At 61.4% G+C, this 20,687-nt stretch carries 21 protein-coding genes and 2 riboswitches; of the genes, 8 read left to right on the forward strand and 13 right to left on the reverse strand.

Annotated features, from left to right (window positions below):
- Positions 1–4 precede the first annotated feature (4 nt).
- Together FHU41_RS12750 and FHU41_RS12755 are read right to left on the reverse strand one after the other, a co-directional pair.
- Positions 5–208: a hypothetical protein gene (locus FHU41_RS12750; protein WP_179390000.1), complete on the reverse strand. Its 204-nt coding sequence runs from the start codon at positions 206–208 to the stop codon at positions 5–7.
- 18 nt (positions 209–226) lie between these two features.
- Positions 227–1,258, reverse strand: coding sequence for a substrate-binding domain-containing protein (locus tag FHU41_RS12755; protein WP_218847219.1), 1,032 nt, complete (start codon positions 1,256–1,258; stop codon positions 227–229).
- A 253-nt stretch (positions 1,259–1,511) separates the two neighbouring features.
- Between FHU41_RS12755 and FHU41_RS12760 the strand changes: the two genes are divergently transcribed.
- Positions 1,512–3,404 carry an FAD-dependent monooxygenase gene (locus FHU41_RS12760; protein ID WP_179390002.1) on the forward strand — a complete coding sequence of 631 codons (1,893 nt, stop codon included), beginning with the start codon at positions 1,512–1,514 and terminating at the stop codon, positions 3,402–3,404.
- Positions 3,405–3,432: 28 nt separating this feature from the next.
- Here FHU41_RS12760 and FHU41_RS12765 read toward each other — a convergent pair whose 3' ends face one another.
- From FHU41_RS12765 to FHU41_RS12775, 3 genes are read right to left on the reverse strand one after another with little or no spacing between them, the layout of a single operon-like run.
- Entirely contained in the window at positions 3,433–4,035 is a 603-nt protein-coding gene (locus tag FHU41_RS12765; protein WP_179390003.1) for a methylated-DNA--[protein]-cysteine S-methyltransferase, read from the reverse strand.
- Positions 4,032–4,520 carry an RNA polymerase sigma factor gene (locus FHU41_RS12770; protein WP_179390004.1) on the reverse strand — a complete coding sequence of 163 codons (489 nt, stop codon included), beginning with the start codon at positions 4,518–4,520 and terminating at the stop codon, positions 4,032–4,034. Before FHU41_RS12770 ends, FHU41_RS12765 begins: the two co-directional genes overlap by 4 nt.
- A 3-nt stretch (positions 4,521–4,523) precedes the next feature.
- Complete coding sequence (locus tag FHU41_RS12775; protein WP_179390005.1) at positions 4,524–5,030, reverse strand: methylated-DNA--[protein]-cysteine S-methyltransferase; 507 nt, start codon at positions 5,028–5,030, stop codon at positions 4,524–4,526.
- A gap of 260 nt (positions 5,031–5,290) precedes the next feature.
- Between FHU41_RS12775 and FHU41_RS12780 the strand changes: the two genes are divergently transcribed.
- On the forward strand, positions 5,291–6,181 hold the full coding sequence (locus FHU41_RS12780; protein WP_179390006.1) for a ribonuclease HI family protein: 891 nt from the start codon (positions 5,291–5,293) through the stop codon (positions 6,179–6,181).
- 59 nt (positions 6,182–6,240) lie between these two features.
- On the opposite strand, the gene FHU41_RS12785 is transcribed toward FHU41_RS12780, so the two are convergent.
- The 5 genes from FHU41_RS12785 to FHU41_RS12805 all read right to left on the reverse strand — a co-directional run bounded on the left by FHU41_RS12785 (position 6,241) and on the right by FHU41_RS12805 (position 12,771).
- On the reverse strand, positions 6,241–7,689 hold the full coding sequence (locus FHU41_RS12785) for a sensor histidine kinase (protein ID WP_179390007.1): 1,449 nt from the start codon (positions 7,687–7,689) through the stop codon (positions 6,241–6,243).
- Between the two features lie 3 nt (positions 7,690–7,692).
- Positions 7,693–8,403 (reverse strand): response regulator, encoded by a 711-nt coding sequence (locus FHU41_RS12790; RefSeq protein ID WP_179390008.1) that lies wholly within the window; start codon positions 8,401–8,403, stop codon positions 7,693–7,695.
- A 78-nt stretch (positions 8,404–8,481) separates the two neighbouring features.
- On the reverse strand, positions 8,482–10,125 hold the full coding sequence (locus FHU41_RS12795) for a DNA repair helicase XPB (RefSeq protein ID WP_179390009.1): 1,644 nt from the start codon (positions 10,123–10,125) through the stop codon (positions 8,482–8,484).
- The gene (locus FHU41_RS12800; RefSeq protein ID WP_179390010.1) at positions 10,122–12,479 is read right to left on the reverse strand and encodes a helicase-associated domain-containing protein; all 2,358 of its coding nucleotides are present in this window, start codon (positions 12,477–12,479) and stop codon (positions 10,122–10,124) included. The genes FHU41_RS12795 and FHU41_RS12800 overlap by 4 nt, the downstream gene beginning before the upstream one ends.
- Positions 12,480–12,537: 58 nt before the next feature.
- Complete coding sequence (locus tag FHU41_RS12805; RefSeq protein WP_179390011.1) at positions 12,538–12,771, reverse strand: hypothetical protein; 234 nt, start codon at positions 12,769–12,771, stop codon at positions 12,538–12,540.
- Positions 12,772–12,843: 72 nt separating this feature from the next.
- Between FHU41_RS12805 and FHU41_RS12810 the strand changes: the two genes are divergently transcribed.
- A complete protein-coding gene (locus FHU41_RS12810) occupies positions 12,844–13,227 on the forward strand; it encodes a cold shock domain-containing protein (RefSeq protein WP_179390012.1) in 384 nt (127 codons plus the stop codon).
- Complete coding sequence (locus FHU41_RS12815) at positions 13,220–13,699, forward strand: DUF3027 domain-containing protein (protein WP_179390013.1); 480 nt, start codon at positions 13,220–13,222, stop codon at positions 13,697–13,699. Before FHU41_RS12810 ends, FHU41_RS12815 begins: the two co-directional genes overlap by 8 nt.
- A 102-nt stretch (positions 13,700–13,801) precedes the next feature.
- Here the strand turns inward: FHU41_RS12815 and serC are convergent, their stop codons facing one another.
- Positions 13,802–14,932, reverse strand: a complete 1,131-nt coding sequence (serC, locus tag FHU41_RS12820) for a phosphoserine transaminase (protein WP_179390014.1) — start codon at positions 14,930–14,932, stop codon at positions 13,802–13,804.
- A 204-nt stretch (positions 14,933–15,136) separates the two neighbouring features.
- Between serC and FHU41_RS12825 the strand changes: the two genes are divergently transcribed.
- From FHU41_RS12825 to FHU41_RS12840, 4 genes are all read left to right on the forward strand, one after another.
- Positions 15,137–15,805 carry a metal-dependent transcriptional regulator gene (locus FHU41_RS12825; RefSeq protein ID WP_179390457.1) on the forward strand — a complete coding sequence of 223 codons (669 nt, stop codon included), beginning with the start codon at positions 15,137–15,139 and terminating at the stop codon, positions 15,803–15,805.
- Between the two features lie 95 nt (positions 15,806–15,900).
- Positions 15,901–16,094, forward strand: a riboswitch (cyclic di-AMP (ydaO/yuaA leader).
- A gap of 55 nt (positions 16,095–16,149) precedes the next feature.
- A complete protein-coding gene (locus FHU41_RS15425) occupies positions 16,150–17,028 on the forward strand; it encodes a M23 family metallopeptidase (RefSeq protein WP_343046331.1) in 879 nt (292 codons plus the stop codon).
- Between the two features lie 172 nt (positions 17,029–17,200).
- A riboswitch (cyclic di-AMP (ydaO/yuaA leader) is annotated at positions 17,201–17,376 on the forward strand.
- 2 nt (positions 17,377–17,378) lie between these two features.
- The gene (locus tag FHU41_RS12835) at positions 17,379–18,191 is read left to right on the forward strand and encodes a C40 family peptidase (RefSeq protein ID WP_343046332.1); all 813 of its coding nucleotides are present in this window, start codon (positions 17,379–17,381) and stop codon (positions 18,189–18,191) included.
- A gap of 101 nt (positions 18,192–18,292) precedes the next feature.
- A complete protein-coding gene (locus tag FHU41_RS12840) occupies positions 18,293–19,123 on the forward strand; it encodes an NlpC/P60 family protein (protein ID WP_179390015.1) in 831 nt (276 codons plus the stop codon).
- Between the two features lie 108 nt (positions 19,124–19,231).
- On the opposite strand, the gene FHU41_RS12845 is transcribed toward FHU41_RS12840, so the two are convergent.
- Together FHU41_RS12845 and FHU41_RS12850 are read right to left on the reverse strand one after the other, a co-directional pair.
- Entirely contained in the window at positions 19,232–20,077 is an 846-nt protein-coding gene (locus tag FHU41_RS12845; RefSeq protein WP_179390016.1) for an MBL fold metallo-hydrolase, read from the reverse strand.
- Entirely contained in the window at positions 20,074–20,652 is a 579-nt protein-coding gene (locus FHU41_RS12850; protein ID WP_179390017.1) for a nuclear transport factor 2 family protein, read from the reverse strand. The genes FHU41_RS12845 and FHU41_RS12850 overlap by 4 nt, the downstream gene beginning before the upstream one ends.
- Positions 20,653–20,687 lie beyond the last annotated feature (35 nt).

Raw genomic sequence — 20,687 nt, forward strand, 5'->3', positions numbered from 1 at the left:
GTACTTAGTGTGCGAACTCCGGGCCGGAGTCTCTTCTGGCCTGAGCTCCTTCGAGTCGGTGGGCCAGGCTATGCAGCTTTTTAGCAAAGTTCAGCCGCAGCCGCCCCGGGGCTGCGGTCAAGGGCCAGTCTTCGATGATGGGGGCATCGGGGAGTGCAGACTGAGCCAATTCACGAGCTGCGTCTAGCGCGGTGAAGGGGAGGAACATGATGGAGTTTCCTTCAAACTAGGGAACCAGCGGGGCTGGCCCGGTGGAAGAACGGATAATGAATTCGGTCGGTAAAATCACTTGGCGGTGTGGATTATCCGGGGTGAGCATTAACTCGCCAATCAGTCGCCCCTTTTCAAAGGCTGATTGACGTACGGTGGTGAGCCCTGCTGCTTCGGCGGCCGGAATGTCATCGAAGCCGGTGACGGAGATGTCTTTTCCGGGGATGATTCCGCGTACTTTGAACGCTCGAAGCACCCCTAGCGCTTGCACATCGGAGAGGCAGACAATTGCGGTCGGTCGGTCTTGTCGATCCAAGATGAGCTCGGCCGCAGCTTGGCCTGAGTCAACACTGTTCGGGCTGCTATCCACCACCTGCACGGTAGCGCCCGGCATCTCATCGAGAATGCCACTGAACCTGCCCCAGTCGTCGAGGTTTTGTAGTTCGGAAGGTTCGGCAAGGCGGGTGGTGATCTGTCCGCCGTCGGTCCGGAGGCTGCTCACCACGGCGATATTACGGTGGCCGAGTTTATGTAAGTACTTGCCCAGGCTTTGGCCCGCCGCGCGCTCGTCAATTGCCACCCAGCTGCTGTCCGGCTCGCTGGAGATATCCTCGCCCACAAAGGGGATGCCTCGAGCTTTGATTCTTTTCAGGCCTTCGTGCCCCGGGTGTAAGCAAAAGGCAGTGGCCGCATCGATCGCGGCATTGTTCAGCGAGAGGGAGTGCCCCTCTTTGCCGATTACCGGCATTAGTAAGACCCCGGTGCCCCGCTCTTCGCAGGCTGCGGTTAGCCCGGAGAGCATGAGAACGGCATAGGGGTCAGAGAAGGCGTAGGAAAGCCTCTCGGTGAGCAGCACTCCTATGGTGTGCGCTTTTCCGCTGCGCAGAGCCCGAGCCGCCGCGTCCGGACCCGCGTATCCAAGTTCCTGGGCCGCATCTAGGATTTTGGCTCGGAGTTCAGTAGAGAGCTGTTCCGGTTTGTTGTAGGCGTTGGACACGGTGGAGACACTAACGCCCACTTTTTCGGCTACGGTCTTCAGGTTGGCCACGGTTATTAACTCACCATCTGTATCGTTATAGAAAATCGTTCTAGTAGAACGATACAGAAGATTGTTGAAGATGCCAATAGCTGGCGCGCCGCGACCTGAGTTTCTTGGCCCCCGCCTCTTGATGATCCGAGAACGGTCGGATACGATCTGTTCAACAGTAGAATCGCATGTTCGAATATAGAACACTTTTCGGCTGGCCACTGACATTGTCAAGCAGGCTCCGACACTGGCGTCGGGGGAGGAGACCAGTTTCATGCAGTTCCACCATCACGGCTACGTTTCGGGTGACCCGCGCGTGCAGAACCCAGCCGGAACCGGCGTCGAACGCCCCTCAGAGCTGCCCAAGGAGATGGATATCCTCGTCGTCGGCTCTGGCCCTGCCGGAATGCTTCTCTCGGCACAGCTCTCACAATTCCCGGAGCTGACCACCCGTATTATCGAACGTCGCGAGGGGCGGCTTCCGCTGGGCCAGGCGGATGGTATCCAGCCGCGTAGCGTCGAGACCTTTCAGGCTTTCGGATTTGCCGAGCGCATCGTGGCCGAGGCCTACAACATCGCTTATATGAACTTCTGGAGTCCGGACCCGGAGAATCCGCAGAACATTGTTCGCACCGCGCGCACCGAAGACTACGCGTTCAAGATCAGCGAATTTCCGCACCTCATTGTGAACCAGGCAAGGGTCCTCGACTACTTTGCCGAAGCCGCTGCGGAGGGGCCGGGGCGGATCATCCCGGATTATGGGGTTGAGTTCCTAGGGCTCACCGTGCATGAAGACGGGAATTATCCGGTGGAAGTCCGGGTGCGCTACTTGACCGGAGAGCGTGCGGGCGAAGAACGCACCGTGCGAGCGAAGTACGTTGCTGGCTGCGACGGCGCTCGCAGCCAGGTTCGCGAGGCAATCGGCCGCAAACACGTCGGGGCGGCCTCGCTGCACGCCTGGGGAGTAATGGATGTGCTGGTGAACACCGACTTCCCCGACTGGCGTACTAAGTGCGCCATTAACTCGGAGGCGGGCAACATCTTGCACATTCCACGCGAGGGCGGCTACCTCAGCCGGATGTATATCGACCTAGGCGAGGTCTCCGACGACGATAACCACCGGGTGCGGCAGACACCGATTGAGGCGATTATTCGCAAGGCCAACGACATCCTGCACCCGTACACCCTGGAGGTGAAGCAGGTGGCCTGGCACAGTGTTTACGAGGTGGGCCACCGCATTACCGACAAGTTCGACGACGTACCGGAGGGAGCGGACCGGGAACCTCGCGTCTTCCTCACCGGCGACGCCTGCCATACCCACAGCGCGAAGGCGGGCCAGGGCATGAACGTTTCAATGCAGGACGGCTTCAATCTGGGTTGGAAACTTGGGAAAGTATTGACGGGGCAGAGCCCTAAGTCGCTGCTGGCCACTTATTCGGCCGAGCGGCAACCGGTTGCGCAGCAGCTAATCGACTTCGATAGGGAATGGTCGAGCCTGATGGCGCGCAAGCCCGAGGAGATTTCCGACCCTCAGGAACTCGCCACCTACTATCTGGCAACAGCTGAGTTCCCTTCCGGATTCATGACCCAGTACGGTCCGTCAATGATCACGGCAACTGACATTCACCAAGACCTGGCGGCTGGGTATCCACTGGGCAAGCGGTTCAAATCGGCCGAGGTGGTGCGCGTGGGCGATGGCAATACCATTCAGCTAGGCCACCACGCTAAGGCAGATGGACGTTGGCGCATCTACGCTTTCGCCGATGCGTCAGCCGCTGGCGATGCCTCGGAGCTAGCAGCCTTGGCGGAATGGTTATCCTCGCCAGAGTCGCCGGTCTCCCGGTTCACACCCAGCGGAGCGGATAGCGACGCCGTTTTCGATGTAAAGGTGATCTACCAGCAGCGTTTCGAGCAGGTCGATATCAGCAAAGTACCCAAAGTTTTCCTGCCGCAGACTGGTGCCCTGGGGCTCACCGATTGGGAGAAGGTGTACGCCGCTGGCCCCAGCGCGTGGATGGGCAGCGATATCTTCGAGGAGCGTGAGATCTCCCGAGGGGGAGCTATTGTGGTGGTGCGCCCCGATCAATATGTGGCGGCGATTATGCCGCTGTCGGCGCGGGGCGAGCTTACGGAATTCTTTGCGCAGTCAATGACTGCTCAACCCTGACGGCCCGACTCTGACCACCCGGAAGACCCTAGCTGGCCCTGGCCTCCAGTTCCAGGAGCGTTCGCTTGGCTTCCTCCCCGCCGACGTAACCGCCAAAGGAGCCGTCGGAGCGAACCACGCGATGGCAGGGCACGATCAGTGGCAGCGGATTATTGGCACAGGCACTACCAACTGCGCGGACCGCCTTCGGGCTACCGGCTGCCGAGGCCACCTGAGCGTAGCTTTCGGTCTGGCCATAGCCGATCTGCGGTAAATGATCGAGAACGCTGCGCCGGAAGCCGTGCGCGAGCCGCAAATCCAGCGGCAAATCGAAGCGTTTTCGACGGCCCGCAAAATACTCCTCAAGTTCGCGGGCCACCGTATCCAGCCGCTGTGGTGCACGAAGAATCCGGGGGCTCACCTTGCTAGCCAAGGATTCCAGCACACGATCGTGGTCTTCTCGCTGATACGCCACCCGGAGTAGTCCCTGCGGAGTGGAAGCGAGCAGCAACGTACCCAGCGGACTGTCTACCGTCCGATAGGCGATGTCGAGCTCACCATTTTCCGCGGCCGCGGCCGCAAGTCGAGCATGGAGGCGGGTCAAGGCTTCGGTCTCCGAGTGGATCATAGGAGCCAGGATTTGCTGATTCATCTGCTTTCGCCTTTCACGTCAATGGCTGCGCGCAAGCTCTTGATTCCATCGGAGGCTGCGCGCCGGGCGGCCTCCGGGGTGCCGCCGAGAATGCTGGAGACCCCTTGATAGGGCAGCCCAGCGAGGAAATGGTAGGCAACGGCTTGCCGCTGTTTGGCAGGCAAGGCGGCGACGGCGGCCAGTAATTCAGGCTCTCCCTCACCGGGGAGGCCAAGGGTTGAAACCCGCTCCGGTAAGGCCGATACGGTAATAGCTCTTCGGCCCCGAGAGCGGACGAGATCGAGGGCCTTTCGGTGGGCAATGGTCACCAACCAGGCTTCGATATTTGCCTCCGCGGCTAGCTCCGGGTAGGCCTTCAGAGCCGAGAGGAAGGTTTCCGACCAGGCGTCTTCGGCTTCCTCCACCCCCAGTACAGCGCGGCAAACTCGCAGCACCGTGGCGCCGTGTAGTTGCACCACTTGTTCGAAGGGTTGCTTGGCTACCATCGCTCAGAACAGTTTTTCTGCTTTGCGACTGGCCGGTTCCTCTAGCTCGAGCAGAAACAGTTTTCGGTCTACGCCGCCGGCGTAGCCGGTCATCTTGCCGTCCTTGCCAACCACTCGATGGCAGGGGATAACGATACTTAGGGGATTAGCCCCCACGGCGGCCCCCACCGCCTGAGCCAGGTGGCGGTCTCCGAGCTCCGCTGCTAGTTCACCGTAGCTCGTCGTCTGTCCGTAAGGCAGCCGCTTGAGTAGCTCCCACACTCTTTCCTGCAGCTCCGAACCGTGAGTCGCCGTCGTCAGCTCAAAGCTGCTTCGCTGCCCGGCAAAGTATTCTCCTAGCTGGTGCGCGGCTTGAATGAAGATTGGATGATCTGTTTCAGCAGCGCCCCATTCGGCCTTCGCGGGCCTGCTGCGATGCTTTTCAAAATAGATCCCGGTCAGGGCTTCCGTCGAGGCGAGCAGGGTCAGGCTGCCCAGCGGCGAATCGATCACGGTGTACATGGCGTTCATTCTCTCAACCTCTCCGAAGTGCTTTCACCTTGAAGACGTCCCGGGGACTCAAAACGTGAGCTTTTTGTGGGGGGAGAGGGAAAATTTCTCGCCGAGTGTGGAGATATGCATCTTAAATCGACCCCAAAAGGTGCAGATCTCCACACTCGGCGGATGTGAACGGGGGTGAGGCCTGGGGGGGGGAGGATATGAACGCGGGCGATGGGTAGGAGGAGAGCCGATGGTTCGGAGCCGAGGACGCGGTCTGGCAGGATGAAACCATGACGATTATTGCGGCGGCGGACGGCTCTGCCCTGGGTAACCCCGGTCCGGCGGGCTGGGCTTGGTATGTTGACGACAACTGCTGGCGAGCAGGCGGCTGGCCGCATGGCACCAATAATCAGGGTGAGTTGATGGCGGTGCTTGACCTTTTTCGAGCCACCGCACATGTGTCGGAAGAGCAGCTGCACATTCTCTGCGACAGCCAGTATGTGATCAATTGTGTGACCAAGTGGATGCCGGGCTGGAAGCGGAAGGGCTGGCGCAAGGCCGACGGGAAGCCGGTTCTGAACGTCGATCTGCTCCGTGAGATCGACGCCGCCCTCAAGGGTCGCCACTATGAATTCGAATGGGTCAAAGGCCACGCCGGTCACGATCTGAATGAAGCAGCCGATCAACGTGCTCGCGCGGTCTCCACGGCCTATCAGAACGGTGCCGAGCCGGTGAGTGGTCCGGGATTTCCCGGCCAGCTAGTGAGCCCAGAAGTTCAGCTTGCGACCCAGCACGGAGCGGTAGCGGCCGAGGAGCAGCCCGATTTGTTCTCCAGCCTGGAGGAGGAATTGATCGAGCCGGATCCTGCAGATACCTTACGCGAATGTGATCGAGTGCTTTTTCGCGCCGATCCGAGCGAAGTAGCAGTGCTGCTGGCGGAGGACTTCGAGGAAATCGGTGTCAACGGCAGGTTCATTAGCCGGGATGCGGTGCTGGCGGAGAGCGAGGATCAGGCTCCCGTGGCCCTGGAGCCGCTCAGCGCGAGCGTCGAAGGAGATACTGCCTTGCTGCTCTACCGGGCTACCCGGCCCAGCGGATCTGCCGTGCAGACCTCGATATGGCGCCGCACGGGCGGGCAGTGGCGGCTCAGACTACGACAGTCGACGCCGGAACAAGACTAGGCCGGAACAAGACTAGACTGGCCTCCCCTGGAGCAGAAGGAGAGCGGACCAAAACCGGTTCAGTTCACTTCTTCCATCAGTGTGTTGCGACGGTAGGGCAACTGGATGGTCAAGGTTGCTCCGCCGCCGGAGGTCTGGCTGACCCGAACCTTCCCGCGGTGTGAGGCGATAATGGCCGAGACAATGGCCAAGCCAAGCCCGGAACCTCCGGTATCTCGGTTGCGCGAGGTTTCCGCCCGGTAGAAACGTTCGAAAATTCGGCCGCTCTCCTCCTCATCAATGCCGGGTCCGTGATCGCGAATCTGCAGGGTGGAGAATCGTTGGCCGTCGATTTCGGTGGTCCCGATAGCCACCTCAATCGGAGTGCCCTCCGGGGTGTAACGGAGGGCGTTGGCCATCAGATTGACCACCACCTGGCGAAGCTTTGCCTCGTCTCCCATCACGGGGGCATTGACGGCCGGGCCGTTTTCCAGCCCCACCACGGTGATCCTTCGATCCCTGACGCTTGCCCGGGCATCCACGGCGGCATCATTGCCCAGCACCAGTAAATCGATCTGCTTATTGTCCAGTGGGCGTTGTTCGTCAATGCGCGCCAGCACCAGCAAGTCTTCTACTAGGGCGCCCATTCGCTTGGCTTCGCTTTCGATCCGGCCCATCGCGGTGTGTACATCGTCGTTGCTGGCTAGGGCACCGTGGCGGTAGAGCTCGGAGAATCCGCGGATCGTCACCAGCGGGGTGCGTAGCTCGTGCGAGGCATCTGCAATAAAGCGCCGCATTCGCTGCTCCGAGGCGGTCCGGGCCTCGAAGGCGGCCTCAATATGCGCCAGCATGGTGTTCAGCGACTCGGATAATCGGCCGACCTCGGTAGCTGGATTCTGGATCTGCACGCGCTGCGAGAGATCGCCGGCCGCAATTGCGGCCGCGGTGCGTTCCACCCGGACCAGTGGACGGAAGGAGCGACTCACCGTCCAGAACGCGATCATGGTACCTACCGCCACCACCAGCACGCCGGCTAAGAACATCACCAGAGCGAGCCTGTTAATGGATTCGTCAAAGCGAGTGTAAGTGATCGCAATCAACACGTAGCCGGGGCCGGAATCCTTGGGCACGGCGCCCTGGATCTCCACCGGCGCCACGATCATGGCGCGCCATTTGGTCGAGTCGGTATGGTCCTGAATGTCGAAGGGTTTCGCATTCAGTGCGGTGGCTTCCGGAAGCGAATAGATGGTCAGATCCGGTTTGGCTGCCGTCATCGGAGACTGCAGCACGATCACGCCCTCTTGGCTGACCATCTGGTAGTACATATCCTCTGTGCCGCTGGGTGAGAACCCGGTGCTGGGAATGGCGGATTGGAAGATTTTTAGTCGGGAGTCCATCTGATCGATCAGCGAACCCCGGAGCAGGAAGTAGCTGATCAGCCCCAAGGCGACCAACGATACTGCGAGCAGGGCGCTGATCACCGTGACCAGTTGGGAGCGCAGCGAGGCCCGCCGCCAGAATCGAAGCAAGACCTACCGTTTTTCCGAAGTGCGCAAGACGTACCCCACACCGCGCTTGGTCTGGATGAGGGCAGGCAGCGAGGGATCTAGATCCACCTTGCGGCGCAGATAGGAGATATAGGACTCGACAATGGACGCATCGCCGTTGAAATCGTATTCCCAGACATGGTCCAGGATCTGGGTCTTGGACAGCACCCGGTTCGGGTTGAGCATCAAATAGCGAAGCAGCTTGAATTCGGTGGGGGAGAGCTCAATGGTGTGATGGCCCCGGCGAACCTCGTGAGCGTCGTCGTCCAGCTCTAGATCGTCAACCTGGATGATCGCGTCGTCGTCCTCACGCGGGCGGGTGCGCCGCAGTACCGCGCGAATCCGAGCCACTACTTCATCCAGGCTGAAGGGCTTGGTCACATAGTCGTCGCCGCCCACGGTTAGACCAGTGACCTTGTCATCGGTGTCGTCCCGCGCGGTCAGGAAAAGCACGGGGAAATGCTTACCGGCCGCCCGCAGACGACGGGTAACCGTGAAGCCGTCCATATCCGGCAGCATCACATCGAGCACCGCCAGGTCCGGATTGTGTTCCTCCGCTGCGGCGAGCGCTTCTCGTCCATTCCCGGCAGCAACCACGTTGAAACCAGCAAAGCGCAATGAGGTGGAGAGCAGCTCGCGGATATTGGGTTCGTCGTCGACAACCAGCAGCCGGGCCTCGGGTTCGTTGTTGTTCACACCACCATCTTCCTCCAGTTTCCTGGGAGTTTTCTGGAAGCGGGATGTACATCCGCCCTGGGCTTACTGTACTTGTGCTCAGCTCTGCGCTAGATCCTTGGCATCGAGGATTCGGTAGGCGTAACCCTGTTCGGCCAGGAAACGTTGCCTCCGGGCCGCGAACTCCTGGTCTATCGTGTCCCGCGCCACCAGCGTGTAGAACCGAGCCGAGCGGCCATCGGACTTTGGTCGCAGCAGCCTGCCCAGACGCTGAGCTTCCTCCTGCCGGGAACCGAAGGAACCCGAAACCTGGATCGCCACCGAGGCTTCCGGCAGATCGATCGAGAAGTTGGCTACCTTGGACACCACCAGGGTATGCAACTCGCCACGGCGGAAGGCATCGAAAAGTCGCTGCCGCTCCTTGACCGGGGTGCCGCCCTTAATTACCGGAGCATTGATTCGCTCCCCGATCTCGTCGAGTTGGTCAATGTACTGGCCGATCACCAGCAGTTGTTCGTTGTGATGGGCCGCAACCAGTTGTTCCACCACGCCAGTTTTCGTTTCGCTGGTGGAACACAGCCGGTATTTATCGGCGTCCTCGGCCATCGCGTAGGCCATTCGCTCGTCCTTGGGCAGATCCACTCGAACCTCAACGCAGTCCGCCGGGGCGATATAGCCCTGCGCTTCGATATCCTTCCACGGAGCGTCGTAGCGCTTCGGCCCGATCAGCGAGAAGACCTCACCCTCCCGGCCGTCCTCCCGGACCAGGGTCGCGGTCAGGCCGAGCCGCCGTCGAGCCTGCAGGTCTGCGGTCATCCGGAAGATCGGCGCGGGCAGCAAATGCACCTCGTCATAGACAATCAGCCCCCAGTCGTTCGCATCCAGCAATTCCAGGTGCGGGTAGAGGCCGCCACGTTTGGTGGTCAGCACCTGATAAGTGGCAATCGTGACCGGGCGGACTTCCTTGACCTGACCGGAGTATTCACCAATCTCGCCCTCGGTCAGGGAGGTGCGTTTGAGTAGCTCCTCCTTCCACTGCCGGGCGGAGAGCGTATTGGTGACCAGGATCAGCGTGGTGGTGCCGCTGGTCGCCATCGCGGCCGCGCCCACCAGGGTCTTGCCCGCCCCGCAAGGCAGTACGACGACGCCGGAGCCACCCGCCCAGAAGTTCTCCACCGCGAGCTTCTGGTAAGGCCGCAAAGCCCAACCCTTCTCCTCAAGGGCGATCAGATGCGGCGTCCCATCGACATATCCGGCCAGGTCCTCGGCCGGCCAGCCGATTTTCAGCAACAACTGTTTGAGCGCGCCACGCTGTGCTGAGTGCACCACCACGGTCATCGGATCGATCCGCGGGCCCAGCAGCTCCCCGATCTTCTTGGCTCGGATCACTTCTTCAAGCACCGGGAAATCGTCGGTGCGCAGCACCAGGCCGTGCACCGGATCCTTTTCCAACCGCAGCCTGCCATAGCGACTCATGGTGTCTTCGATGTCCAGTAATAGTGAATGCGGCACCGGGAACCGCGAATACTTCAATAAGGTGTCCAGTACCTGCTCGGCATCCAGCCCTGCGGCGCGTGCGTTCCAGAGTCCCAGCGGGGTCAGCCGGTAGGTATGAACGTGCTCGGGAGCGCGCTCCAGCTCGGCAAAAGCCGCAATAGCATGCCGCGCCTCGGTGGCGTCGGGATGGTCAACTTCCAGTAATACGGTCTTATCGCTTTGCACGATGAGCGGACCATCGGTCACGGTTTCTTCCCTGCCTTGTCTGCTTCGTCGAGGATATCCACATCGACAATGCGGTGAATGGACATCACTCGTTCGGTGTCTCGCTCCGGATCGAAAACTCGAACCCGGCCATTGCTCACCGCAAGTGGAACAAGCCGGAGCCGTTCGGGATTCCCGGAGCCGTCAACTACGGTGAGCCGCACCGTCCGGTGACTTCGGATGGCTTCCCGCAAGGTTTCGATGCTCAGTTGTGGCACCACCGCGGAATTGGCGGGGACCCCGGCGGGTTTGCTACGCAGGCTGGCGATTTGTTCGGCAAAAGCAGCGCCCGGTTCGGCTGTTTCCTCGGGTTCGGCCTCGATTCCGGCGGTGGCAAGGCTCCGCTGGGCCGGGGCCGGTTGCTGATCAGCCCCGCCGAGAGCTGGAGCCATCCCGAGTTCGCGCAGCGCCCGGGCAAGCTCAGCGGGGCTGGCCTGGCTTCCCAGCACCCCGGGAGCGAGTTCGTGCAAGCCCAAGGCCTGTAGGGCGGTTTCATGCAGCAGGCTGCTCAGCAGCGCCTCATCCGGGCTGCGGATCACGCTGGAGACCCCCTCGACCCGCAGCAAACCGTGCCGTGCCGCGGTATCCCGGATCAGATATTCCAGGGGCTGGGGAATGGCGGTGCTGCTGTGGGTGGACAGGAAATCCAGAATTCTAGCTGGCTCCCGGCCTGCGTCTAAGGCTCTCCGCAGACTACTTGCCGAGAACCGGTAGGTGGCTGCCGGCCCCTGGCCCTCCCGATCTGCCAGTACGGATAGCTCGGCACTCAGCCGGGGTTCCAGGAAGCCGGGCGCAATTGCGGTCAGATCGGCCTGTAGCAGTACCGTGCTGATCGCGGCGGGGAGTTGCTCCCGCAGCGATGCGGCGGCCTGTTCCGCTTGGCCACGGCTGAGTAGCCGCCCGAAGTCCGTTAACGCTCCTGAGCCGGTGAGACCTAGCAATTCGGCTTCGGCCAGGATTCCGGGAGCCAGTCTGCGCAACCTGCGCCAGAGCCGCGGGCGTTGCCATTTGACGCTGGCCAGCAGTGAGTCAGGTTCGACGGCGATCACTGCCTCGGCGGCGGAGGTTTCGGTGAGTTGGGCGAGAGTCTGCAGGAGTAGTTGGCGCAATTGTGGAGCATCCGCCCGCCGGCCCTCGGCTGCCAGCAGATTGATGGTTCCTTGGCCGCCCGGTACCGCTTGACCGACCAGCGCGGGGGAGCGCTGCAATCGCAGCCAGCCCAGGGCCAAGCGCAGCCACTGCTCTTCGCGCGGCCAATCCCACCAAGCCAGCTCCGCCGTCCAGCTTGAGGTATCTGCATCCAGCACGATTAATCCGGCCGCCGCCGAGAGTTCGAGAAGCACCGAGACCCGGCTGACATCGCTCTCTAGCTGCTGGGCGAGCGGTCGTAGCGCTCGCACGCCCACACCGCCGGTGCGCAGCGTGGGTAGCGGTTGCTGGGCAATTGCGGTCAGCAGCACGCCAATTTCACGCAGCACTTCGGCAATGGAACCCAGGGCAGCATTGTCCCTTCGGGCGGCGCTCGCGGAGACGGTGTGCGCTATCGGCGGTTTTGACTCAAAGTGGCTTATCAGTCGGCCTTCGCGCCAGGCTATTCCGGCCTCCCGCGGGAGCTCAACGTGCTCGGCGTCGAGCGGCACTAGAATGCCGTGATCAAGCAGGAAGTCCAGCGGGCTGGGCGATCTGTCGGCCCCTTGTCCCGCGCGCGAGGAGCGACGGGATTTGGGCACCAGGCCGAGCGGGCCCTCCTCAAATCTAGCCAGCAGCTCGATGGTTTTCTCCGGGGCCTCGGCGAGTAGCGCGGACCACCAATCCTGCTGTTCGAAGCGCGCGGCGAGTGCCTGCGCCGGTTCCGTATTCTCCAAACCCAACCCGGCCGCCGTCGTGCGCATCCAGTCCTGGGCGGGGCGAGCCAACTCGCTATAACTGCGCCCCAACCCCGCCGGATGCGCCCCGATCACTTCGTAAAGGCTGCTAACCGGGGAGAATCCGCCCGAATCCCGGTAGAGCAAGGCCAGCGAGTTCAGATCACGAAGGATCTTCTCCACTCCGGCTTTGGAGCTGCCGGTGATGAGTGCTTTGAGGGTGGCGGAGTTAGCCGCGGGCTGTTCGGAGAACTCGTGGTAAACCAGTACGGCCTCAAGCACTTGCAGGTGCGGGGTATCCAAGGTGTCCAGCGCTCGTTGCACGCTGATCCTGGCGCAGGCTCGCGCCGCAAGGGCGGCGAAATCCGGCACCGGCGGGGAAACCAAGTCGGGGCGCGCCAGGAAAAGCTCGCGGAGGGCCGCATCGCTGCGGGCCGCCAGCTCCTGACTCAGTGCTCGAATGGAGGACATCCTTCTAAAGCTACCGGGAACCGGGCATTAGCTATAGTCCGTGCTTGAAGGAAGGTAGTTATAAGTTACGACGGCGGCGAATGGCCCGCAGGATTGAGGCAGCCATTAAGACGAAGGCTAGCGGTAGGCTTGCCATCACGATCCAGCTGAGCCCAGCCCAGGTTTCGCCGCCGGAGAGCCTGATAACCACCAGATAAGCCAGCACGCCGATTCCGAGTATTGCCAGGGCCAAGGCTGTGAGATTGACCAAGCGCCAGCCTAAGGCTGTGGACTCCGGGCTGCTGTGCGTCATGGCTTAACGCTAACAGCGGCTAAAGCGGCTAATCTATAAGGACAAACCATTGAGTGTGAAGAGGTAAGTAACGTGCCCACCGGCAAGGTGAAGTGGTTCGATAACGAAAAAGGTTTTGGGTTCCTGGCCTCCGACGACGGTCAGGAAGTCTTCCTGCATGCCAACGCGCTGCCCGCTGGAGTGAGCGAAGTGAAGGTTGGCACCCGGATGGAATTCGGTGTTGCGGACGGTAAGAAAGGTGCCCAGGCACTCAGCGTGCGGATTTTGGATGCGCCGCCTTCGGTGGCGAAGTCCAGCCGCAAATCAGCTGCAGATATGGCGGTGATTGTCGAGGACCTGATCAAGCTGCTGGAACACACCGCCAATGGCCTGCAGAAGGGTAAGTACCCCGATAAGGCCAGCGGGTCCAAGGTCGCCGCAGTGTTGCGGGCCGTGGCCAGTGACCTCGATGCCTGAGACCGCTAAGGCCGCCGAGAAACCGGTGCAGCGCTATGGTGTGCCGATCTGGCGGGTGGGTAAGCCCGATGCCGTGCTGGCCGCCGCCGTCGAGGTGGCTCGGGAAGGAATCCTCTCGATCGCCAAGCCGGAACACATTGGTGCGCACCTCGCGGCTCGCAGCGAAGGCGAGCGGGCGGTTACCCAGTTGTTTGAATGCACGCAGCCTGGATACCAGGGTTGGCAATGGTTCGCCGTACTAGCCCGCGCGCCGCGCGCCAAGCAGGCGACGGTGAGCGAAGTGGGTTTGCTGCCGAGCGACGATTCGGTGCTGGCGCCCCAGTGGTTGCCGTGGTCGGAACGGGTCCGCCCGGAAGACGCCGAGCCGTTAGAAGCTGAGGTCTCGGAAACCGTGCTCGCGGAAGCCTCCGAAGTTGAGCCGGTGGAAGTTGAGCCGGTGGAAGCCGGGACCGAGCCGGACGACGAAGCCTAGCTTTCCGAGCTTCCGCCGAGTGCCTTCCGCCGAGTGTGGAGATCTGCACGTCTTAGACCCTGTTTAAGGTGCAGATCTCCACACTCGGCGTTTAAGCCTGGGCTAGGAGTTCTCGATTACGTAGTCGATGCAGCGGGTCAGAGCGCTGATGTCCTCGGGATCGATCGAGACAAAGGTCGCGATCCGCAGCTGGTTACGGCCGAGCTTTCGGTAAGGCTCGACGTCAACGATGCCGTTAGCACGCAGCGTTTTGGCCACCGCAGCGGCATCGACCGAATCATCAAAGTCGATGGTGGCAATGACCTTCGAACGGTCGGCAGGGTCTGTGACGAAAGGTGTGGCCACTTCGGAAGCTTCGGCCCAGCCATAAACTCGGCTAGCCGAATCGGCGGTGCGGGAGGCAGCGAATTCCATCCCGCCTTGTTCATTGAGCCAGCGCACTTGCTCCGCCAAGGTCACCAAGGTGCTGAGCGCGGGAGTGTTATAGGTCTGGTTCAGCCGGGAGTTATCGATCGCGGTCTGTAGATTCAAAAAGTCTGGGATCCAGCGATCTCCCGCGTTGATCCGCTCCGCCCGCTCCAGCGCAGCGGGGGAGAACAGCCCAAGCCAGAGGCCGCCGTCGGAAGCGAAATTTTTCTGTGGCGCGAAATAGTAGACATCGCTTTGCGAAACATCGACGGCCAGGCCGCCCGCCGCAGAAGTAGCATCAATCAGCAACAACGATCCGGGATCAGCACCGGCCACCCGCTGTACGGTGGTGGAGACTCCGGTAGAGGTCTCGTTGTGCGGCCAGGCGTAGCTGTCCACACCAGACTCGGCGACGGGGCTCGGGCTGCTGCCCGGCGCTGAGCTAATAATGGAGGAAGCCTCCAGGAACGGAGCCTTATCGGTGGCGGTGGCGAACTTAGAACCGAACTCGCCGAAACTAAGATGCTGTGCCTTGCGTTCGACCAAGCCAAAGCTGGCCACGTCCCAGAACGCGGTTGAACCGCCAACCCCGAGAATAACTTCGTAACCTTCGGGTGCTTGGAAGAAATCTGCCAGTCCAGCGCGAATCTCGCCGACCAGATTCTTCACCGGAGCTTGCCGGTGTGAGGTGCCAAGTATTGTTCGGCTGGCCGCGGTCAGGGCTTCAAGTTGTGCGGGGCGAGTCTTGGACGGGCCCGCCCCAAATCGGCCGTCTGCGGGTAAAAGGTCAGCGGGAATGCTCAACGCGGCTGCGGGATCGGTCACGGCAACTCCAGGATTTTCCGGCCCGGAGTGACCGGGCTCGCTCAGTGTCGGACGGCTGGCTCTCTTTATTCTGCCATTAGCTAGGGTCTGAAGGATTTTCAGCCGATAGCCGGGCAAGCTAAGTTAGAGACAGGTTTTGAGTGTAGGCGAGCACAGGCGAGGGGCGTTATTCAGGTGACTGCTGATTTAGTTGACACTACAGAGATGTATCTAAAAGCCATCCTGGAGCTTGAAGAGGAACTGATCGTGCCGCTACGGGCCCGGATTGCCGAGCGCCTGCACCACTCAGGCCCGACAGTTTCACAGACCATCGCGCGGATGGAACGTGACGGCCTGGTGGTGGTTTCCGGTGATCGGCATCTAGAGTTCACCCAACTGGGCCGCGACCGGGCTACTAGCGTGATGCGTAAACACCGGCTCGCCGAGCGACTGCTCTCCGATGTGATCAAGCTCGATTGGGCTTATGTGCACGAAGAAGCCTGCCGCTGGGAGCATGTGATGAGCGAGCAGGTCGAAGCCAAGCTCTTTGAGTTGCTGGGGCATCCAAAGGAATCGCCCTACGGCAATCCGATTCCGGGCCTGGAGTCCTTCGGCGGGCGTAAAGCGCAGGAATTCACCGATGGAGTGGTGAATATGGTCTCCGCTATGGAGAGTTATCGGCCGGAATCTAAAGTGGTGATCGGCAGGCTGTCCGAGCGGATCCAGGTTGACCCGGAACTACTCGGCCAATTGGATGAAGCCGGGCTGAGGCCGGGAACCAAGGTCTCGCTTGAACAGGTGGGCGAATACATCTCGGTACGCGTTCCGGGCGTCGAGGGGGCTCTCGAATTGCCTCCCGAGGTGGCCGTGCACGTTTTCGTCTCCATTGACTGAGCCGTCGCCGGTTGTATAACGAACTGTTATCAAACCGCCAAATAACGTATAGTAATGCCTTGGCGTCGCAATCTAGGCGCTAGCCCAATCAGCACTGAGCCTTGCCTCTGATTCGGGAGATTTTTCAGTTCAGGCAAGGACGGGGGAACCACAACCGACCGGTACACACCGGCCTTGGGGTGAAGTTTCTGGTCAAAGTTCACACTGTATCGGTGTCTCTGACCGGAAGCCGGGTCGCTCTCTGACCCGAATCCGACAGCTAACCTCGCAAGTGTTCTAGAGAGGACCAACCCTTGAGTGTTCCCGCGCACCCGCAACACGGACGCCGCAGTGCGAGACCTGTTGTGGCAGTAGTCGAGCCTTCCGTCCCGCTCGAACGACCGCGCGATGCTGCCCGCCAGGCCAGGGCCCGGATCGAATCGGCCCAGCCCGCCCTTGGCCAACAGTCCGCGGTGGAACTCCTCACTCAACGAGACCTTCCAAGCGTTCCGGAACGTGGTCGCCGTCGAGCGCAAACCGCCACGACTCATCGTGGCGCTTCGCGTTCGCTGGGAGCCTTGCGTTCACCCAAGACCGTGCAGCGTGCTGGAATCGTCTTGGCGGCCGCTTCGCTGGCGCTCGCCGTTGTGGTGCCGAGCGCAGCCGCCAATCTGGCAGCGCCGCAAAGCCAGCCCGAATCGGTGGCGGAGAGTAGTTTTGGTGCGGTAACTGCGGCTCCTGATGCGGAATTGAGCTTCATTCAACCGGGTTCCACCGGCTCCCCGGATCCCGATGGCAAGTTGCACGAGACGCTGAGTGTTTCGGCGGCCGAGGTAACCCCTGCCGCCGCGAAGGGCAGTCTGTCCGCTCCGCTGCGCACGCTGGTGCCCAGCTCTCCCTTCGGCTATCGCGTCAACCCACTGACCGGTGCCCTGGGCGAATTACATACCGGTCAGGACTTTGCGATTGCCTGTGGCACCGAGGTGTTCGCCGCTGCCGGCGGTACGGTGACCTTCGCTGGCTGGCACAACGGTGGCGGTGGGAACCGGGTGGTGATCGATCACGGGAATGGTCTTTCCACCTCCTATAACCACAACAGTTCGCTCACCGTAAAGGTGGGGCAGAAGGTCAATCGTGGTGACCAGGTCGCCCTGAGCGGCAGCACCGGCGCCTCCACCGGCTGCCATTTGCACTTCGAGGTGATGGTCAACGACAAGACCGTTGACCCGTTGGGTTGGCTCTAGAATCACACCGCTTGCTGGACTAATTACTAAGAAGTTACGGCCAAATAAGCAAAATAACTTTTCCGTGATCGGAATGTGACATTCCACGGAACCTCCTGTACCGTTGAAGCTGCGCCAAGGTCTCTAGGAAGTTGGCGTTCTCGGGCGGATAGCTTAGCTCTGCCACTGTTCCGGGATCCGTTCGCAACATTCGTCTGGCAGAGACGGGGGAACCATATGCGGGCTTCTTTCGAGAAGTCCTAGGGGTGAAGCCGCTGAGGTCCATGAGTTCAGGCTCATGGATGGAAGCGGCCGGGTGACTCCCATCCGAATCCGACAGCTTACCTCGCAGGCTTTGGGAGAGGTCAAACGTGTCTTCAAAGGCATCTAACGGTCGCCATCGTGCTGCCAATGTCAGTTCTAGCCCGCTGAGTGTTATCTCTAAGGCTGTCTCATCAAATGCTGGAAGCTTCGGTCGTCAGGCCGCCGTTGTGGCCGTGGCCACCGGCTTGGTTACCAGCATTGGCCTGCCGGCACTGGTTGCCAACGCAGATCAGGGAACCGCTTCGGAAGCAAACTCCAGTCGGATCACCACCGAGGTTGCCCAGCAGGTTTCGGCTCCGAGCAATTTGACCCTGAAGTTCTCGCAGGTCGTGGCTAACGCCACTCTTCCTGTCGTTGAGGCTCCTGAGGTTGCCGTCCAGTCGCAGACCGTTGAGCAGTCGCAGACCGTTGAGGCCGCAACCACCACCGCGGCTCAGACCACGACTACTACCCAGGCTGCGCAGCCTCAGCAGGCCGCAACACAGACCAAGCAGGCTGCCGCACCGCAGGCTGCCGCGGTTTCCGGTGGACACTCTAGCGTCGCCGCAGCTGCCTACGCAGGCATCGGCCACGCCTACGTTTACGGCGGTACCAGCCCGGTCACCGGTTGGGATTGCTCCGGCTTCGTCCAGTGGGCCTACGCACAGGCCGGTATTTCCATCCCGCGCACCAACCAGTGGGGCGTAATGGTTCAGACCACGACCCCTAAGCCCGGCGACCTGGTGGTTCAGAACGGTGGATCACACGTTGCTGTCTACGTCGGTAATGGTATGGAAATTGGCGCTTTGAACCCCTCTGATGGAACTCTGCTGACCTCGGTTTCGGCCGTCGGCTCGGCTGTTTTCTACACCATGCCCTAACTGCTTGAAACGCGGGCGCGGCGGCTCGCATGAGAAAAACCGCTGCAGACCGAAAGCAAGTAATCGCATCTTTGCCCGAGGAATATTGAAAGAGAGCATTCATGAGTAATCGTGAAGGGATCGCACGGCATCGCGCCGCGATCACTAAGACCAGCTCCATCGCTGTTATCGCCAAGGCTGTCAGTGACAACGCCGGTGGGGTCGGCCGTCAAGCAGCTGTTATCGCCGCCGCCTCCGGCCTGGTACTGACCACGGGGCTGGCCGCTAACGCTGCACAGCCGACCGAGGTTCAGCCGGACACCAACACCTCCACCCTGGAAGTTCAGGCATTGGCTCCCGCAGTCACCGCCTCCTCGAAGGTCCAGATCTCCTTCCAGGCGCCGAAGACTTCCTCTTCCGTGCCGGTCAGCGAGATCGCCGCTCCCGTTATTGCCGCGGAGAGCAACACCACCACTCCGGCAGCTCAGACCGCAGAAGCCGCTCCGGCAGCTACTACCCCTGCGGCGCAGCAGGCGGCTGCGGCCACCACTCCGGCAGCTCAGACCGCTCCGGCGGCTAGCACGACGGCGGCCAGCACCAAGACTTCGACCCCCCAGAAGAGCGGCATTGGCGCCACCATCGCGGCTGCGGCGTATGCCCAGCTCGGCGTGGCTCAGGACTGCACCGCTCTGGCCAGCAACTCGCTGGCTGCTGCGGGCATCTTCTACCACGGCTGGCCGGCCGGCTACCTGTCCTTGGGCCGTACCATCAGCGAGGGCGAAGCTCAGCCCGGCGATCTGATCTACTACGCCAACGGCGGTGGCGGTCAGGCTCATATCGCGGTTTACGTTGGCAACGGCATGGCCGTACACGGCGGCTGGAACGGCTACACCACGGCGCTGTTCTCCGCACATGTTGGCAGCGGACCGGTTTTCATCGCTATCGGTCACTGATTAGCGCATTAACTTAGAGGGCCCTCACCGTTATGGTGGGGGCCCTCTTGTTTTGAGATCACCGGGTTCCTGATCGCTCAGGGCCTTCAATTGTCCCAGAAAGGGAGCTTAGCTCTCTGGGTAGAGCGCAGACGCGCTCATCCACAGCGCTGTCGGGTTGAGTCGGTCGGGAAAGCGCTCCATCATCGCGTCGAAAAAGTCCCGAGCTGTTGCGGAGCGGGGGAGTAGGGAACGCGCGGTCGTGAGGTATTCCCGGGTCTCGCGGATTGCCCGCGGCGCGTCGTCGTCGAGGGCCGGATTCTTGTGACCCGAGACGACGAGCCTTGGCTCGAGCGCCTCGACCAGATCGACTGCGGTCAGCCATTTCTCCAGTCCGCCGCCCGCCGACTCGGAGAGGTACTGGTGGACACCGTTGTAGATCACATCCCCGCCAACAACCAATTCGAGGTCCGCGACGTGGATCACGGTCGTGTCTTCGGTGTCGCTGTGACCGACCTCGACAATGCGGACCTGGTGGCCTTCTAGGTTAATCGTGAGGTCCTGAGGCACGATTGCGGTAATTGGCGTTTCACCGATCTGACCGGGGAAGAGGATATCCCAGCTCACCGATCGCTGCTCGACCTGCAAGCGCATGAGGTCGATGGTGCCCTGGCTGGCCACCAGCTGAGCTCCGAACTCCTCGGCGAGTGCCGGGGCCGTGAACCAGTGATCGCCGTGCCCGTGGGTGGCGATTATGTGGGTCAGGTTTTTCCCGCTCGCATTGATCCAGTCGGCGACCTGACGACCTTGTTTAGTTGTGAACGGCGGGTCGATCAGGATCGCATTCCGTTCACCGTAGATGAGGATCGTTGACTGCGGTGACCACATGAATCGGTCGCCGTTGGGTACGAACGTATCGACGTTTTGAGGGATGGGCTCGAGGATGAGGACGTCGTACCCGAGCGTGCCGGTCATGAGCGCACCGCCGGGACCATGACGTCCCAGTGTTCGACGCAGCGACCGGCGGCGACGCGGAACAGGTCATGGAACACGAACGGCTGTCCGCCGAACATGCCCTCGGAGCGCAGATAAGCGAAGTCGCCCTGAGCGACGACCTGGCGGATGCCGTCATACTTCATCGTGATGCCTTGCTGAGCGAGCGCTGTCACGGCAGCGACCAGGCCGGAGACGCCGTCGGCGAAGCGGTGATTGTGCTGGAGGTAGTCTTCCCCGGCAAGGTGGGCGGGGATGTCGGAATAGTCGGCGTTGACGAGGATCGCCTGGACCGTGGCGATGGCAATGCGGCGCGTCTCCTCGGTGTCGGCGGCTAGGTTGATAGCCGACTGCCCATCGATCTGGGTATGCCCGTTGGCAGTCTCCTGCTGCCAAGGCTCCTCGTCCGTCCAGTGCTGGAGAACGACGTCGCCGTTGGTACGGAAAAGGTCGAAGCGGACGGCAACGGGCTGGCCATCTTGGCTCGCGAGAGAGTGGTTGACGATATATTCGCCGTCGATCAGGACGCGGCGGGTAGTGAGGATCTGCTCCGGCATGGAATGTCTTCCTTGAGTAGTTGGTTCGAAATCTG

The organism is Psychromicrobium silvestre (genome assembly GCF_013408295.1).
Taxonomy (GTDB): Bacteria; Actinomycetota; Actinomycetes; order Actinomycetales; family Micrococcaceae; genus Renibacterium; species Renibacterium silvestre.

Bases quoted from the DNA above. Each gene is read 5' to 3' on its own strand.
- FHU41_RS12780 (WP_179390006.1), top strand. From the start codon at position 5,291: ATGACGATTATTGCGGCGGCGGACGGCTCTGCCCTGGGTAACCCCGGT.
- FHU41_RS12800 (WP_179390010.1), bottom strand. From the start codon at position 12,479: ATGTCCTCCATTCGAGCACTGAGTCAGGAGCTGGCGGCCCGCAGCGAT.
- FHU41_RS12840 (WP_179390015.1), top strand. From the start codon at position 18,293: ATGAGTAATCGTGAAGGGATCGCACGGCATCGCGCCGCGATCACTAAG.
- FHU41_RS12775 (WP_179390005.1), bottom strand. From the start codon at position 5,030: ATGAACGCCATGTACACCGTGATCGATTCGCCGCTGGGCAGCCTGACC.
- FHU41_RS12815 (WP_179390013.1), top strand. From the start codon at position 13,220: ATGCCTGAGACCGCTAAGGCCGCCGAGAAACCGGTGCAGCGCTATGGT.
- FHU41_RS12760 (WP_179390002.1), top strand. From the start codon at position 1,512: ATGCAGTTCCACCATCACGGCTACGTTTCGGGTGACCCGCGCGTGCAG.
- FHU41_RS12750 (WP_179390000.1), bottom strand. From the start codon at position 208: ATGTTCCTCCCCTTCACCGCGCTAGACGCAGCTCGTGAATTGGCTCAG.
- FHU41_RS12845 (WP_179390016.1), bottom strand. From the start codon at position 20,077: ATGACCGGCACGCTCGGGTACGACGTCCTCATCCTCGAGCCCATCCCT.
- FHU41_RS12765 (WP_179390003.1), bottom strand. From the start codon at position 4,035: ATGAATCAGCAAATCCTGGCTCCTATGATCCACTCGGAGACCGAAGCC.
- FHU41_RS12805 (WP_179390011.1), bottom strand. From the start codon at position 12,771: ATGACGCACAGCAGCCCGGAGTCCACAGCCTTAGGCTGGCGCTTGGTC.
- FHU41_RS12770 (WP_179390004.1), bottom strand. From the start codon at position 4,520: ATGGTAGCCAAGCAACCCTTCGAACAAGTGGTGCAACTACACGGCGCC.
- FHU41_RS12825 (WP_179390457.1), top strand. From the start codon at position 15,137: ATGTATCTAAAAGCCATCCTGGAGCTTGAAGAGGAACTGATCGTGCCG.
- FHU41_RS12850 (WP_179390017.1), bottom strand. From the start codon at position 20,652: ATGCCGGAGCAGATCCTCACTACCCGCCGCGTCCTGATCGACGGCGAA.